This is a genomic window from Syntrophotalea sp. (genome assembly GCF_050253115.1).
Lineage (GTDB): Bacteria > Desulfobacterota > Desulfuromonadia > Desulfuromonadales > Syntrophotaleaceae > Syntrophotalea > Syntrophotalea acetylenica.
This window is the reverse complement of the sequence record NZ_JBFWJQ010000024.1, coordinates 14,335-28,986: the sequence shown is the minus strand read 5'-3', so window position 1 is coordinate 28,986 and position 14,652 is coordinate 14,335. Positions and strand designations below refer to the sequence as shown.

Annotated in this window: 15 protein-coding genes, 1 tRNA gene and 1 other RNA gene; 2 read left to right on the top strand and 15 right to left on the bottom strand. The window is 57.3% G+C overall.

Going from position 1 to position 14,652, the window contains the following annotated elements; genetic code table 11:
• The 5 genes from AB7E65_RS04430 to pilM form a co-directional block, all read right to left on the bottom strand.
• The coding region (locus AB7E65_RS04430) for a secretin N-terminal domain-containing protein (protein WP_428745334.1) at positions 1-768 on the bottom strand (768 nt) is incomplete at its 3' end.
• A gap of 23 nt (positions 769-791) precedes the next feature.
• Positions 792-1,145: a hypothetical protein gene (locus AB7E65_RS04425; RefSeq protein WP_320360546.1), complete on the bottom strand. Its 354-nt coding sequence runs from the start codon at positions 1,143-1,145 to the stop codon at positions 792-794.
• 4 nt (positions 1,146-1,149) lie between these two features.
• Complete coding sequence (locus AB7E65_RS04420; RefSeq protein WP_072286757.1) at positions 1,150-1,827, bottom strand: type II secretion system protein GspM; 678 nt, start codon at positions 1,825-1,827, stop codon at positions 1,150-1,152.
• On the bottom strand, positions 1,824-2,429 hold the full coding sequence (locus tag AB7E65_RS04415) for a hypothetical protein (RefSeq protein ID WP_072286756.1): 606 nt from the start codon (positions 2,427-2,429) through the stop codon (positions 1,824-1,826). Before AB7E65_RS04415 ends, AB7E65_RS04420 begins: the two co-directional genes overlap by 4 nt.
• Positions 2,426-3,358, bottom strand: a complete 933-nt coding sequence (gene pilM / locus AB7E65_RS04410; RefSeq protein ID WP_072286755.1) for a type IV pilus biogenesis protein PilM — start codon at positions 3,356-3,358, stop codon at positions 2,426-2,428. Before pilM ends, AB7E65_RS04415 begins: the two co-directional genes overlap by 4 nt.
• A 229-nt stretch (positions 3,359-3,587) precedes the next feature.
• Between pilM and AB7E65_RS04405 the strand changes: the two genes are divergently transcribed.
• A complete protein-coding gene (locus AB7E65_RS04405; RefSeq protein WP_158514001.1) occupies positions 3,588-3,755 on the top strand; it encodes a hypothetical protein in 168 nt (55 codons plus the stop codon).
• Between the two features lie 27 nt (positions 3,756-3,782).
• A complete protein-coding gene (locus AB7E65_RS04400) occupies positions 3,783-4,319 on the top strand; it encodes a YcbK family protein (RefSeq protein ID WP_072286754.1) in 537 nt (178 codons plus the stop codon).
• Positions 4,320-4,491: 172 nt separating this feature from the next.
• Here AB7E65_RS04400 and AB7E65_RS04395 read toward each other — a convergent pair whose 3' ends face one another.
• The 10 genes from AB7E65_RS04395 to AB7E65_RS04350 all read right to left on the bottom strand — a co-directional run bounded on the left by AB7E65_RS04395 (position 4,492) and on the right by AB7E65_RS04350 (position 14,472).
• A complete protein-coding gene (locus tag AB7E65_RS04395) occupies positions 4,492-5,082 on the bottom strand; it encodes a GTP-binding protein (RefSeq protein WP_072286753.1) in 591 nt (196 codons plus the stop codon).
• A gap of 14 nt (positions 5,083-5,096) precedes the next feature.
• Positions 5,097-5,594 (bottom strand): roadblock/LC7 domain-containing protein, encoded by a 498-nt coding sequence (locus tag AB7E65_RS04390; protein ID WP_072286752.1) that lies wholly within the window; start codon positions 5,592-5,594, stop codon positions 5,097-5,099.
• Between the two features lie 256 nt (positions 5,595-5,850).
• Positions 5,851-9,432: a pyruvate:ferredoxin (flavodoxin) oxidoreductase gene (gene nifJ / locus AB7E65_RS04385; protein ID WP_428745333.1), complete on the bottom strand. Its 3,582-nt coding sequence runs from the start codon at positions 9,430-9,432 to the stop codon at positions 5,851-5,853.
• A 199-nt stretch (positions 9,433-9,631) separates the two neighbouring features.
• Positions 9,632-10,231 (bottom strand): recombination mediator RecR, encoded by a 600-nt coding sequence (gene recR, locus AB7E65_RS04380; protein WP_072286750.1) that lies wholly within the window; start codon positions 10,229-10,231, stop codon positions 9,632-9,634.
• Positions 10,232-10,325: 94 nt separating this feature from the next.
• Positions 10,326-10,640, bottom strand: a complete 315-nt coding sequence (locus tag AB7E65_RS04375; protein WP_072286749.1) for a YbaB/EbfC family nucleoid-associated protein — start codon at positions 10,638-10,640, stop codon at positions 10,326-10,328.
• An 80-nt stretch (positions 10,641-10,720) separates the two neighbouring features.
• On the bottom strand, positions 10,721-12,469 hold the full coding sequence (gene dnaX, locus AB7E65_RS04370) for a DNA polymerase III subunit gamma/tau (RefSeq protein ID WP_072286748.1): 1,749 nt from the start codon (positions 12,467-12,469) through the stop codon (positions 10,721-10,723).
• Between the two features lie 70 nt (positions 12,470-12,539).
• An RNA gene (gene ffs, locus AB7E65_RS04365) (signal recognition particle sRNA small type) lies at positions 12,540-12,638 on the bottom strand.
• A 150-nt stretch (positions 12,639-12,788) separates the two neighbouring features.
• Positions 12,789-12,876: transfer RNA gene (locus AB7E65_RS04360), tRNA-Ser, on the bottom strand.
• Positions 12,877-12,977: 101 nt separating this feature from the next.
• Entirely contained in the window at positions 12,978-13,958 is a 981-nt protein-coding gene (locus AB7E65_RS04355; protein ID WP_428745332.1) for a diguanylate cyclase domain-containing protein, read from the bottom strand.
• 313 nt (positions 13,959-14,271) lie between these two features.
• A complete protein-coding gene (locus AB7E65_RS04350; RefSeq protein ID WP_072286746.1) occupies positions 14,272-14,472 on the bottom strand; it encodes a cold-shock protein in 201 nt (66 codons plus the stop codon).
• Positions 14,473-14,652: the final 180 nt, after the last annotated feature.

Below are 14,652 nucleotides of genomic sequence, written 5' to 3'. Positions count from 1 at the left end.
TTCCTCTGGCAGCGCGCGAACCACTACCACGCCGGCCTGGGGCTGTACAACCACCCGCCGCCCCTCGTCCTGGCCGATCATGGTACGCAGGGCGAGTCCCAGTTCACTCCAGAAATCGGCGCTCGATTCGGTATCGATGCGGCTGCCCGAGACCATGGCGGCGCCGTCCTCCCGCCCTCTTCGCCGCGAATCGCTGCCGCTGCTGCCTTCGTCGCTGCCGGCCGTTTCGCTGACCTGGCCGGAACTGACCCTGGTCTGGGACAGCCCCTTGCGCACCAGGTTGAGATAATCGACATGATAGATTCGGGTCTGCAGCGTATCGGGCATGACCTGAAAACCGGTGCGGTTCGCCTGATACTGAAAACCGTGGACATCGCGCAGCACATCCATCACTTCCGGGATGGTTACGCCTTTCATGTCAAGGGATATACTGCCCGAAACCGATGGATGCACCACCATGTTGTAGGGCGTTCCCTCCACCAGCCCCATGAAAAATTCCCGTGCCGGCGTATCCTTGGCGGCCACATCGAAACGCGGTTCCTCGGCAAAGCCATTTTGGTCCGGAGCACCACCCGGCACCGGCTGAAGAAGCGCTGCGGACCCCTCTTCCGGCAACGCCGGAGGGGATTGACGTTGTTCCGCCAACTGGCGGTCAAACTGCTCCAGAGGAAATTCGCCCCGCGGCATGGGAGCGCAACCGCCGAACAAGCACGCGACGGCGAAGCCGGAAAAAATCCAGGGGATGAAATAGTCTGTCCTGATCGTCATCGTTTATCCCATCTATGCACATTTCAAGGGGCCGGATCCAATGGCTGCCTGACGGAACCGGCGATCAGCTCTAATCGAATATTCTGTCCCGCATGCTGCAGCAGGGCGCGTCCGGGTTCAATGGACACCAGCCGCGCACCGTTGATACTGTCGCCAACCCGCACCACCTGTCCATTGATCACCGCCACCTTGCGTTCGGGAGAAATCAGCAGGGAAGTCAGCTGCCATGTGCGCGGCGGACCTTTGCGGTGTACCACAGCGCTGGAAGACAGCGGCGGGCGGGTCGGATCCGGCAACTCTGCCGCCGCCCGGACCGAAGGGAAAAACCCCGGACAGACCAGACAAAACGCCACGCCCAGCGCCGCTATCCACGACATGCGGCTAAACACCTATCCACCTCTTTTCACGACTCAGGGTATGGACCGTCACCATTATTTCGGTTGCCGGATAGGCCCCCACCGTAATTTCGATACTGTCCCAGAACAACTTTCCGGGCATCCGCTCAAGATCCTTCAGGTAATTCATTGCCTGCAGATAGGATCCGGATACGACGATTCGCACCGGATGGCGGTACAGCGTAATGGGCGAGCTCTGCTGGCCGGCCGGTTTTTTTTCCGATACCGACAGCAGATCCTCCGGCGGCAGGTTTTCCAGGCTGACCAGCGTCAATCCCTGCTGCCGCACCAGAATCTGCCTCAGCATCTCCGCCATGTCACGCGGCGGAACCAGGTCGACGGTCATAGCCTTGAGGCGCCCGTCGAGTTCCGTCAACTCCTGCTGCAACTGCTGCTGTTGGGCTCGCTTCTCCCGGTTCGGATCTTCCTTGGCCCGGGCTTCGATCGCCGCGGCCTGGCGATCCAGTTCGGCGAGGGCAGTCTGGAGGCCGGCGATCTCCTCCTGCAGCTGGCGATTCCGAACCGCCCTGGGGTGAAAAAACAGGCTGTCGGCAGCGAACCCCGCCACAACAAGAACCACGATGGCCAGCAGGATTCGCTCCCGGAGACTGCAGCTATCGAGCCAGGCGGCCCACTGTCGGAGTTTCTCTGCGTACGCCTTCATGGCTTCTCCTGTTTGGCGGACTGCAGCAAAAAGTCGACGGTCCCCGGATCCTGCTCGGACCGCTGCAACCGCAGCCGCTCGAACTCCCGCCCCGCATAATCCTGCTGACGGGTAAGCCGCTGCAGATAAAGAGGCACATCGGCCGGCCGGGTGGCGCTCCCCTCCAGCAGCAATTCCTGGCCGCCATCGTCAAAGCGGATGCGGCGCAACCATACGGTCGGCAGGTCCTCCCGTGCCAACCCTTCCATATGCCGGGAAAAACCCTGGCGATTGCCGGGCTGCTCCACGGTCAACAACTCCAGCAGCGCCAGAAGCGCCTGACGTTCCGCCAGCATGGCCTCTACCTTGCCGGCCAGAACGGGATCGGGTACAGGTTGCGGATATTGGCGCCGGTTCGCATCGATACGTTGCAGAGCTTCAACCTGTCTCTGCCGCAGCCGCGTCACCTCGCCCTGGAACCGCACCGTCCGCCAGCCCGCGAGAACACCCGCCAGAAGCCCGCAGACAAACAGGGCAGCCAGTGTCATGGCCATGACCCGGGCGCTAAATGGGATACGTTTTTCGAGCAGCGAAAGCTGGTAAAGATTGACCTGCTGCCTCATGCGCCCTCCCGATCCCTGCGCAATGCGGCACCGACAGCCAGCAGACAGCGGTCGGCAGCTGCCAGATCGAGGCTGTCGCCGCTAAGCAAGTCTGCAAGAACGAAGGGTTTTACAGGGGTGCCGAGTCGGGACTGCAGTTCCTGCAGAAGTCCCTTGACTGGTTCCACGGTGGGGAGAAGATACAGCGCCGCGACAGGGGTTTGCCGAAAGCTGCTTTCATAGAAATCAAGAGATCGCTGGATGTCCAGTGCCAGCAACCCCAGACGCTCCTGAAAATCGGCGTCTTGGGCGGACAGTGCGTCGGTCCCGAAAGGAATGTCCCGGGCCAGCTGCAGGCGACCGGCGCGACACACGATCACCACGCCGCTGTGGACCCCGAGAAAGAGCAGAGACACGCCCCTTTCATCCTCCGGAAGCAAGGTGGCGAGGTTTCGCAGCGACAATTCGGGAATGTCGATGGCTTCGATTTTCAGGCGTGCCTGGCGCATCATCAGGGCCATTTGCCGCACCACTGCCTGCCTGGCAGCGACCACATATGCGTTTTTAGTGCCCTCACGGCGCGCGTCGAGACCCACCCGGAAAACATCGACAACCGCTTCATCAAGTGGAAATTCGATGAGATCCTTGATCTGCCAGCGAACCGCATCCCGCAGTTCGGCATCCGGAACGGCGGGAGGGGCTACCTGAAACAGGCCGTAGGTGTTGAAAGAAAGCACGCCGACGCCGCGGCTTTTCGCCAGGCCCCTGCGCTTGACCTCCTCCTGAAGAAAGGCATCGCAACGACTATCCTCACCCTCCACGAAAGCACAACAGGCCAGATGCGGGCTGTCAATCGCTCCCGTGACATGCACCAGTCCCACGCCACCGACTTCCCGGGAAATCCCCGTCAAACCGCTCGCCGACGTCGAATTTCCGAAAAAGAATTTCAATGTGCCCCCCTGCAGATCCACCCCCCCTGTCAATATGTCGACCCGGGAGGCCCCAACGGCATGCGATCACATAAAGCCCTGCGATTCCTCATTAAACAGCAGAGTTGATGGAATATTATGCACTTTTAGTCATCTCTTCAAGAAAAATCCGGGCTTTTCGTTATTTAGCCTGCCGGCCAGACATTTCTTGTCACCCTTTTAAAAAACATGGAGCCGCATCGCGGACATCATGAAAGGATTTAAAGGCCTGTTACCTAATTGTTTTTTAAGCAAAAACCCTCTGGCAATGGTTTCTTTCCTTTGTTATGCTGAGACGCCTTTTGCAGCGGGCAGCGGCGAAGCCTGCGGCACGCCTTCTGCATCGGGACATCATTTTAACCAGCAGCCCAATCTTTAAATCCTTTACCACGCCCAGAAAACCAAAATGAATCGAAGACAATTTCTAAAAACAAGCCTGGCCGTCACCGGCAGCATGCTTTTGCCCTGGCCGGCACTGGCCAGCCTTGCCGGCACGCCCCGTCGCAGCCTGTCTCTCTACAACACCCATACCGGTGAACACCTTCGTAAAATCGTCTATTGGGAGAATGGAGCATACCTGCCGGAACAGTTGCAGCAGATCAATCACCTGTTGCGGGACCATCGAACCGGCGAAGTCAAAACCATTGACCCGAGGCTGTTTGACATTCTCAACGGACTGCAGAGCAAAACCGCGGGTGACGCACCGTTTGAAATCATTTCCGGCTATCGTTCTCCCGCCACCAACCACAAACTGCAGTCCCACTCCCGGGGCGTGGCCAAAAACAGCCTGCACATGGTCGGACAGGCTATTGATATCCGCCTGCCCGGATACCCCCTCGGCAAACTCCGCAAGGCCGCTATCTCCATGAAACAGGGCGGCGTCGGCTATTATCCGCAATCCAATTTCATTCATCTCGACACCGGCCGCGTGCGCTGCTGGTAATACCGCTGGTTGCTGGCCGCCGGCGGCTATCCCTCTGACCTCACCACCAGAAACGAGGCGCCCGGCATGGCGCTACGCGCCGTGCCGGGCACACCCAAAAAAAAAGCTTGCCGATGTTATCGACAAGCTGAAGTAAAAAACTGAAAGAGAAGCGACGGCTCACCACGGAAGCTCACCGACGTCCTTTTTTAAGCTCCACCAGAATCTGTTTCGCCACCGCCTTGAGCGTTTCAAAAACCCCCTCTCCCGTAAGGGCACAGGCTTCAAAGTCCGGCACATTATCGGGATTGAGCAAATCCTTGAGCTCTTCCAGGGGGGTCTGATTCGGAAGGTCGCGCTTGTTGTATTGAATAACGAAAGGCAGCTTTTCCAGCTGATAGCCCTGTTCTTCAAGGTTGTCCTTCAGATTTTCCATGCTCTCGATATTGGCATCGAGGCGTTCCTCCTGAGAATCGGCGACAAACACCACGCCGTCAACCCCCTTGAGAATAAGTTTGCGAGACGCATCGTAAAAAACCTGGCCAGGCACCGTGTAAAGATGGAACCGGGTCTTGAATCCACGGATATCTCCAAGCGCAAGCGGCAGAAAATCAAAAAACAGGGTCCGCTCGGTCTCGGTGGCAAGGGAGATCATCTTGCCCCGGGCATCGGGAGAGGTCCGCTGATATATCGTCTGCAGATTGGTGGTCTTGCCACACAGACCGGGTCCATAATAGACGATCTTGCAGTTAATTTCACGTGAAGCGTAATTTATAAAAGCCATCCGCTGTCTTCCTGTTACCGAAAGAGATTGTCGATATCGTCATCGGTAATTTCCGCAAAGGGGTTCTGGGGTCCACCGCCCCCGGCTTCCTCCTCTGATTTGCGATCAAGCTCCGCAAGCGTGTGATCAAACTCGTCGCTAGCTTTCCTGACGCGCAAGCGCACCAGGCCCAGGGAACTGCGCTGGTCGAAAATAACGACAAGAATGACCCGTCCGCCGACGATGGAGATATGGATATTGTCCTTCTCCCCTTCATGGAACAGAATGGAAAATTCCTTCTCTCCGATGAGTTTGGCCAACCCTCCGGTCGCGGCGATATTGCCGGCTGTCAGCGATGCCAGGCTCGTTGTGTCCAGATGTTCCGTCTCACCTGTAGCAGCAATCAGTTGTCCATTGCGATCAACCAGAAAAACCGCCTTGGCATTGGATTCGCGCAACAGTTTTCCCGCGATTTCAATGATCTTCTGATATTCCTCATCGTACATGACTAAGGAGGACTGGAAACCTAGCATGCCTCTGCTCCCCGGCTAAATGTCTGAACCAAGCGTTTTTATAGCATCTCTGCCGACAACGATCAAGAATTTTGAATTTTCCCATGATACGGCAAATCACACCGTCACCCACAAAATGCATCAAGGGCGTTGTTGTTCTCGACCGCAGGTGCATGATCTCCTGCAATAATCTGCCCAACAAAAACGTGTTTGTAATCCTGGTCGAAAAAAAAGCTCCCGGCGGACTCGCCGGGAGCTTTGACGGGAGGGGCCTGACTTACTTGCCGCCGCAATCCGCGGGCATTTCGGACAACTTCCGGTACAGGTCGAAGCGTCTCGCTGTATCCTGATTGGCCTGCGTCATAAGTTTGGCTGCCGCTTCGGGCTGGAGTTTTTTGAGCACCCGATAACGGTTCTCGCTGTAGGCATATTCCTCGAAGGAGATCGTTGGCTCCTTGCTGTCGAGCTGAAGGGGGTTTCTGCCTTTTTCAATCAGCGTCGGATCAAAGCGATACAGAGGCCAGTGCCCTGAAGTCACTACTTTTTTACAGGCATCGACAGCCTCGGCCATCTTGATGCCATGGGCGATGCAGTGGCTGTAAGCGATAATCAGTGACGGACCGTCATAGGCTTCGGCCTCCAGAAAAGCCTTGACGACCTGGGCTGGATTGGCCAGGGAGACCTGGGCGACATAAATATTGCCGTAGGTCATCGATATCATGCCGAGGTCCTTCTTGGGCATACGCTTGCCGCCGGCGGCAAACTGGGCCACGGCCCCCAGGGGGGTAGCCTTGCTGGCCTGCCCACCGGTATTGGAATAAACTTCCGTGTCGAGAACCAGAGCATTGACATTGCGACCGGAAGCCAGGACATGATCGAGACCGCCATAGCCGATATCGTATGCCCAGCCATCACCGCCGATCAACCATACGGATTTCTCGACCAGATAATCGGCGATCGAGTGCAACTGCACGGCTTCTTCCCTGTCGCAACCCTTGAGGATCTCCTTCAATTGAGCAACGCGCTTGCGCTGCTCCTCGATTCCCTCCTGGGTCGACTGGTCAGCCGCCTTGATTTCAGCCATCAGGGCCTTGGCGGCAGCGCAGCTTTCACTGGCACAGTCCATGATCCTGTCCAGCAGCTCCAGGGCGTAGGCCTTGAACTTGTCCACAGCCAGCCGCATGCCGTATCCGAACTCGGCGCAATCTTCAAACAGGGAATTGTTCCAGCTCGGACCGAGACCGTCCTTGCGCACCGTCCAGGGAGTGGTCGGCAGGTTGCCACCGTAGATGGAAGAGCAGCCCGTAGCGTTGGCCGCCAACAGGCGATCACCGAACAACTGTGAAAGAAGCTTCACGAAAGGAGTCTCCCCGCAACCGGCGCAGGCCCCCGAGAATTCAAACATGGGCGGCAGCAGCTGGCTGCCCTTGACCGTGGCCCGGTTGATCAAGGAAGGATCGGTATCGGGCAGATCGAGGAAGAAGTCCCAGTTGACGGCTTCCTGCTCACGCAGCGGCGGCTGGAAAGCCATGTTGATAGCCTTCACGGAAGGATCGTCCTTGCTTCGGGCCGGGCAGTTGTGCACACAGGCACCACAACCGGTACAATCCTCGGGCGCCACCTGCAGGGAGAATCTGAGACCTTCCATGCCCTTGCCCTTGGCCTCGCAGGATTTGAAGGTCTCCGGCGCACCATCCAGCAGCTCGGGAGCATACACTTTCATGCGAATGGTCGCGTGGGGGCAGACAAAAGAGCAGATGCCACACTGCACGCAGAGCTCCGGCTGCCATACGGGGATATTGATGGCGATGTTGCGTTTTTCATATTGGGAAGTCGCCACGGGGAAGGTACCGTCGGCCGGCATGGCGGAAACCGGCAACTCATCGCCCTTGCCTGCGATGATTTCCGCGGTTACAGCCTGAACGAAAGCCGGCGCGTGGGGACCGACGGGGGGCTTCATCGCCAGGCCGCTGTCGGCGCGGGACGGCACCGTAACCTCGGCCAGATTGGCCAGAGCGACATCGACCGCCTGATAGTTCATGTTGACGACTTTTTCCCCGCGCTTGCCATAACTCTTGACGATGGCATCCTTGATCTGCGCAACGGCCGTCTCCAGGGGGATGATGTTGGATATGGCGAAAAAAGCGGTCTGCATGATCACGTTGATGCGAGGTCCGAGACCGATTTCATTGCCCAGACGAACCCCATCGATAACATAGAATTTCAGCTTTTTATCGATGATTGCCTGCTGCACTTCGCTGGGCAGGTGCTGCCAGATTTCATCCTTGCCATAAGGGCTGTTGAGCAGGAAGGTGGCACCGGGTTTGGCCTTGCCGAGCATGTCATATTTCTCCAGGAAGGAGAAATTATGGCAAGCCACGAAATCGGCGCTGTCGATAAGGTACGGCGCCCGGATGGTCTCTTTCCCGAAACGCAGGTGACTGGTGGTGATACTGCCGGCCTTCTTGGAATCGTAGACAAAATAGGCCTGCACCTTGTTGTCGGTGGTTTCGCCGATAATTTTAATGGAGTTCTTGTTGGCGCCGACCGTGCCGTCCGATCCGAGGCCATAGAACACCGCCGAATAAAGACCGCCATGGGACAGCTTGAAATCCGGATCGACAGTCAGGCTGGTGCCGGTGACGTCATCGACAATACCCACAGTGAAATGATTTTTCGGCCGGTCCTGGGACAGATTGTCGAATACCGCCTTGGCCAGGGCGGGGGAAAACTCCTTGGAGCCGAGGCCGTAACGTCCGCCGACGATCACCGGATAATGCGAAAACGCTGCCAGCCCATCGCTCATGGCCTCTCCAACGGCGGTACGCACAGCCTGATAAAGCGGCTCGCCGAGAGAACCGGGTTCCTTGGTACGATCGAGCACGGCGATTTTCCGGACGGTCGCAGGAAGGGCCCGGGCAAATGCCTCCGTAGGGAACGGCAGGAAAAGGCGTACCTTCAAAACGCCGATCTTTTCTCCCCTGGCATTCAGATATTCAACCAGTTCGTGAACGGTATCGGCACCGGAGCCCATCACCACCACCACGCGCTCGGCATCAGGAGCGCCGACATAGTCGACCAGCGAATACTGGCGCCCCACGTGCCTGGCAAACTTGTCCATCTGGGCCTGAAGAATGCCCGGCACCTTGTCATAGTAGGCGTTGACGGTTTCCCGACCCTGGAAATAAACATCCGGGTTCTGGGACGTTCCGCGTATTTTCGGGCGGTCGGGCGACAGGGCGCGATCGCGATGGGCGTGCACCAGCTTATCGTCGATCATGAAGCGCATGTCGTCCATGGTCAGTTCTTCAACCTTCTGCACCTCGTGAGAGGTGCGGAATCCATCGAAGAAGTGCAAAAACGGCACCCGCGCTTCCAGCGTTGCGGCCTGGGCGATCAGGGCAAAATCCATGACCTCCTGCACGTTGTTGGCGGCAAGCAGCGCCCATCCGGTGGAGCGGGTGGACATGACGTCGGAGTGATCTCCGAAAATCGACAGCGCCTGGCAGGCAATGGCGCGAGCCGAAACATGAAAAACCGTCGGCGTCAGCTCCCCGGCAATCTTGAACATATTGGGGATCATCAGCAGGAGTCCCTGGGACGCGGTAAAGGTCGTGGTCAGGGCACCAGCCTGCAAGGCGCCATGCACGGCGCCCGACGCACCACCTTCGGATTGCAGCTCCACCACATCAGGAATGGTGCCCCAGATGTTGGTTTCATGCAGAGCGCTCTTGGCGTCGGAGATCTCTCCCATATTGGACGAGGGCGTAATCGGGTAAATAGCAATAACTTCGTTGGTGGCATGCGCGACATGCGCCGCCGCCGTATTGCCATCGATCGTCACCATTTTTCGTGACATTGTTTCCTCCTTGTGGATCATCTCGATCTTTTAATGCTGTCTCTCTATCTTCTCTGAATATGCTTTTCCGGGCACATCTTGTATTCTTCAATTCCCGCCTGAACCAACGGCACAGCGGGGTACGTTTTACTTGCCAGAACAGAGGTAGAGAACCCTCGTTCGCCCTTTCCCATGCAAAACATTTGCCTGTTCCGCGCGGTCAGAGCTCCCGACGACCTTCCACAGCATGGTTTACGGTCGCCTCATCCACATATTCCAGATCGCTGCCGAGGGGGATGCCATGGGCCAGACGGGTTACGCGGATGCCCAGCGGCCTTATCAGATTTGCCAGATAAAGCGCGGTAGCCTCGCCCTCTACATCGAAATTGGTTGCCAGCAGCACCTCCTTGACGGTGCCTTGCTGCAACCTGTCCAGCAATGCGTCAATCTTTAAATCATCCGGACCAATGCCATCCAGAGGGGAAAGAGAACCATGCAAAACATGGTATCGACCCCGGTAGGAACGACTGCGTTCGATGGCCATAACGTCCTGAGGCTCTTCGACCACGCAGAGCAGATGATCATCTCGGCCCATATCGGTACACAATGGACAGGGATCTTCTTCAGTAAAATGAAAACAACGCGAGCAAAACCGGGTTCTTTCCTTCAACTCCCGAATGGCATCAGCCAGCGCGCAAGCATCGTCCAAAGGCCGCCGCAAAATGTAAAGCGCCAATCTGGCAGCGGTTTTTCTGCCGATACCGGGCAATTTGGAAAGCTCGACGACGAGTCTGTTAAACGATGGGGTAAATTTTACCATGTCGATTAAGGTTATGGCAACGGGTTTTGAAATAACGTTCTATTGTTTTTTCGGGATAAAAAAATTTTTTTACCCGAAACAAACAGCTTCACACCTACATTAATCCGGGAATATTGAATCCTCCCGTCAACTTGTTCATTTCCTGCTGAGCCATGTCCTGGCTTTTCTTCAGCGCTTCGTTAACCGCGGCCAAAACCAGATCCTGAAGCATTTCAACATCCTCCGGATCAACCACGCTCGCTTCGATTCTGAGGCTTACCACCTGGTGCTGTCCATTGACCACCGCGGTAACCATGCCGCCGCCGGCGGATGCTTCGACCTGACGGGTCGCCAGCTCCTGCTGCAGTCGCTCCATTTTCTGCTGCATAAGCTGCGCCTGTTTCATGATATTTCCCAAACCCTTCGCCATATCTACCTCCAAAGCCTGATGGCACGTTAATCGTTTCAGCCCGACCAAGGGAGCAATCGGTTATTTTTGCAATGTTTGTCTCAATGGCGATCGTCTTTATCATGATCGCCGCCGCCCTGCAGCGGCTTGACTTCAACCACTTCAGCACCAAGAATTTTTTGGGCGGCCTGCACCGCGGGATGCCCCAATGCTTCATCCCTGACGCGATTTCGCGCGGTGCTTTCCCGCACCTGCCGCTCCTCCGCCAGGGAAGGGGGCGCCACGGAAGAGTCCTGATTGCGCAGCGGCACAACGCGCAGGGAAATGGACTGCCCGAAAAAATCCTCGGCGATGGCCGTAAAAACGCCTTGCAATTCGGCGTCCTGCATCTGCAACAGATGAAACGAGCCTTCTGCAAATCCCAACTCAACCACAGGCAGCGCCAGCTTCATGACCCGCCCGTGTTCCAGGATCCCGCCAATGCGGGGGCGCTCCTGACGGATTCGCTGAACCAAAGCCTGCCAGTCATGGCAACCGGCCTCTTTGCTCGCCGAATGCCCGCAATCAGGGCTCTGCGCGGCAGCCGGTTTTGCAACAGGGGCTTGCGCGCCATCGGCACGGCCCGCGGCGGGTAACCGCGCAGCGGCCGGGGAAGGCCGCCCGCCATTCGCCGGCACCGCGCGCCCGGCTGCCGGAATGCCGGCCTCCAGTCGCCGCTGCAGATCTTCCATCTGTCGCATCAACGTTGCCACATCGCGGCCTGCAGGCAAGTGGGCCAGACGCACCAGCGCCATTTCGAGCACCAGCCGGGGAAAAGATGAACCGGCAAGCTCCGCCTCGCTACGCATCAGCACCGTAACCGCGCGGTCCAGATCTTCCAGCGCCGTGCCCGCCGCCAGACGCTCCAGTTCCTCCAGCTCATCGGGGGCGCAGTCAAGCAGCGAGGCCGGCTGCGGCACCACTTTCAGAACGACCAGAGAGCGCAGCGCATCAACCAGTTCCCGGCAGAATTGGCGAAAGGAATACCCGAGATCATCAACCCGTTGCACGCCGTGCAGAACCTGCCGGCCGTCGTGATTGAGCATGCCCGTCAGGGTCTCAAGCAGCAGACGCCTGTCAACCATGCCAAGCAATCCCTGCACATCGGCATCTTCGACCGTTTCGCCGCAAAACGCGATAACCTGATCGAAAGTGGACAAGGCATCGCGCATGCTGCCTTCACCACGCCGCGCCACCAATCCCATAGCCCGATCGGAAATCCGTATATTTTCGGCTTCGGCAATCTGCTTCAGGCGGGCTGATATCAAAGGCAGGGGAATCTTGCGAAAATCGAACCGCTGGCAACGCGACAGAATGGTTATGGGGATTTTATGCGGCTCGGTGGTTGCAAATATAAACTTGGCGTGATCGGGGGGCTCTTCCAGCGTTTTCAACAGGGCGTTGAAGGCGTTGATGGAGAGCATATGAACTTCGTCGATGATAAATATCTTGAAGCGGGACCGGGAAGGCAGATAACGGATGTTCTCCCGCAGTTCGCGCACATCGTCAACCCCGGTATTGGATGCGCCGTCTATCTCGAACACGTCGAGCCCCTGACCGGCGGAAATTTCCAGACAGGACTGGCAGACGTTGCAGGGCTGGGCGGACAATCCCCGTTCGCAATTCAGCGCCTTGGCGAAGATGCGCGCAGCCGAGGTTTTACCTACGCCACGCGCCCCCGTAAAAAGGAAAGCGTGATGGACGCGTCCGCTTTTAATGGCGTTTCCCAGGGTTTGGCTGACGTGTTCCTGCCCGACCAGGTCCTCAAAACTCTGGGGCCGATACTTACGAGCCAGTACCAGGTAAGACATGCAGTGCAAAGATCTCCGTATACATGGAAATACAGCCGGCGGGGGCAAAAAAAGGATTGCCGACACAAGTGACAGCCAGGCTTCCCCGCGGCACACGGCTGAGGCCGTTACCGCTGCTCCCTCCCGGGCCTGACGGGGTTGGCGGCCGTCCGTTGCGCGGGACCCGGCTGTCACTTCTATCGGCAAAAACCCGATCGAAGAATAAAACCAATATCGGAGAGCGAGGGATCCTCAAACCATGTCGCCCACATCACGTGGACTCACCCTGCGCTCGTTCCGCTTCGAATCCCCAGGGGATTCTTTTCTGCTTGATTCTAAATGGCGGAGAGGGAGGGATTCGAACCCTCGGTACCTTGCGGTACACACGATTTCCAGTCGTGCACCTTCGGCCTCTCGGTCACCTCTCCGCAGGTTGCGCAGAATACAACAACTTTCCCGGCGATGTAAAGCATTTTTATTACCCTGCGTGACCCTCGGAGCACAAACACGAGAGCCGCCCGCAATGCCCTCATGAACCGGGCCAGCCGCGATAACAGCCGCCTCCGGCCTGTTTGGCAAGATACATGGCCGCATCGGCCTTCTCCAGCAACTCCGAAGGGGAGCTTCCGTCTTTCGGAAACACTGCAATACCGATACTGACGCCAACGGGGCACTCTCCACCCTCTCCGGCAAAGGGTTCGGCCAGCAGGTCGACAAGCGCCCGGGCTACCGTATCCGCCTCACCGGGGCTTGCAAGATCAGACAGCACGACAACGAATTCGTCCCCTCCGAAGCGAGCCACCGTGTCCACGCGGCGCACTCGCGAGGCAAGCCTCCGGGCCGCCTCCAGCAACACACGATCCCCCGCCGCATGACCAAAGCGGTCGTTCACTTGCTTGAAACGGTCCAGGTCGAGAAACAATACGGCAACGTGCCTGTCGTATCGATGCGCCCTGCCGATATCCTGCACCATGCGATCGAAGAGCAGAGCCCGGTTCGGCAGATCCGTCAGGGGGTCGCGCTGCGTCAGATGACCGGAAAACCGCTCCCGCTCCTTGCGATCCGAAATATCCGCCAGCACCCATAAGGTACCAAGGGTTTTACCCCCCTCCCCAACCAGCATCCGACTGGCCACCAGAACCCACAGGGACTCCCCGTCCCGCTTTCGCAGACGCAACTCAAAATGCTCATCGCGCCCCAACCGGGAACTCTTGAAGCGGGACTCCGCCAGACCGCGCTCCTGTCCATCCACAAAATGGAACAGCGTCTTGCCGACCATTTCGTCCGTCGCGATTTCGAACATCTCGGCAGCCCGGTGATTTGCATAAAGAATGTTCGCGGAATCGTCCAGAAGCCAGATCCCCTCGCCTGCGGCATCAACCATAAGCCGAAAGTAATCATTGTGTGACTCACCGCGACAAGGCTCCCGGTGCCCCAGCATCGCCATCCCCACGACGATAAACAGAAACATCGCGACACCAAAAACAGCCAATCCTTCCCAGCCTGCCATTTGCATGTATGCCTGCATCGTTCTGACGCTTTCCAGTAAAACGGCGGGAGCGGCAAAGGCAAGCGAGGACCGCTTTCCGTGCCATCGAACAATCAACAGCGCAAAACAAAAGCATAACAAAAAGAAAGAAGAACGTCAGAACCAAGGCGCAGGAGCGCCAGAAATGAACCGGCCGACTTGAAACGCCCGAAAATACGACCTATTAAAAAAGGGTTCGCAACCAGGAGATTGCGAACCCTTTTCATAATTACTGTCGCGAGGTGGACTCACTCACTGACAGGCAATGGTGTTTTTCCTGAAGGCCCGGGCGGTCTCAGATCTTCCGCACGTTGGCCGACTGGGGACCTTTCTGACCCTGGACAACATCGAAGCTGACCCGGTCGCCCTCGGCCAGGGACTTGAAACCGTCAGACTGGATAGCCGAGAAGTGCACGAACACGTCGGGGCCGTTGTCCTGCTCGATGAAACCGAAACCTTTTGCGTCATTGAACCACTTAACAGTACCTTCTGCCATTTTTCTTCCTCTTTACCCCGCAGGGGGCGTTTTGGTTGTGCAGTATTTGCGCTGTCCTTAAGTAAAAAGCCCCACATCCCAAGAGGTTTGTGCGGCTCATAATCGACTGACGATCAATCTGCTCGACAAGCAAATCTACACAAACTTACTTAAGTTGGCTTTTTTTATCATATTGGTTCA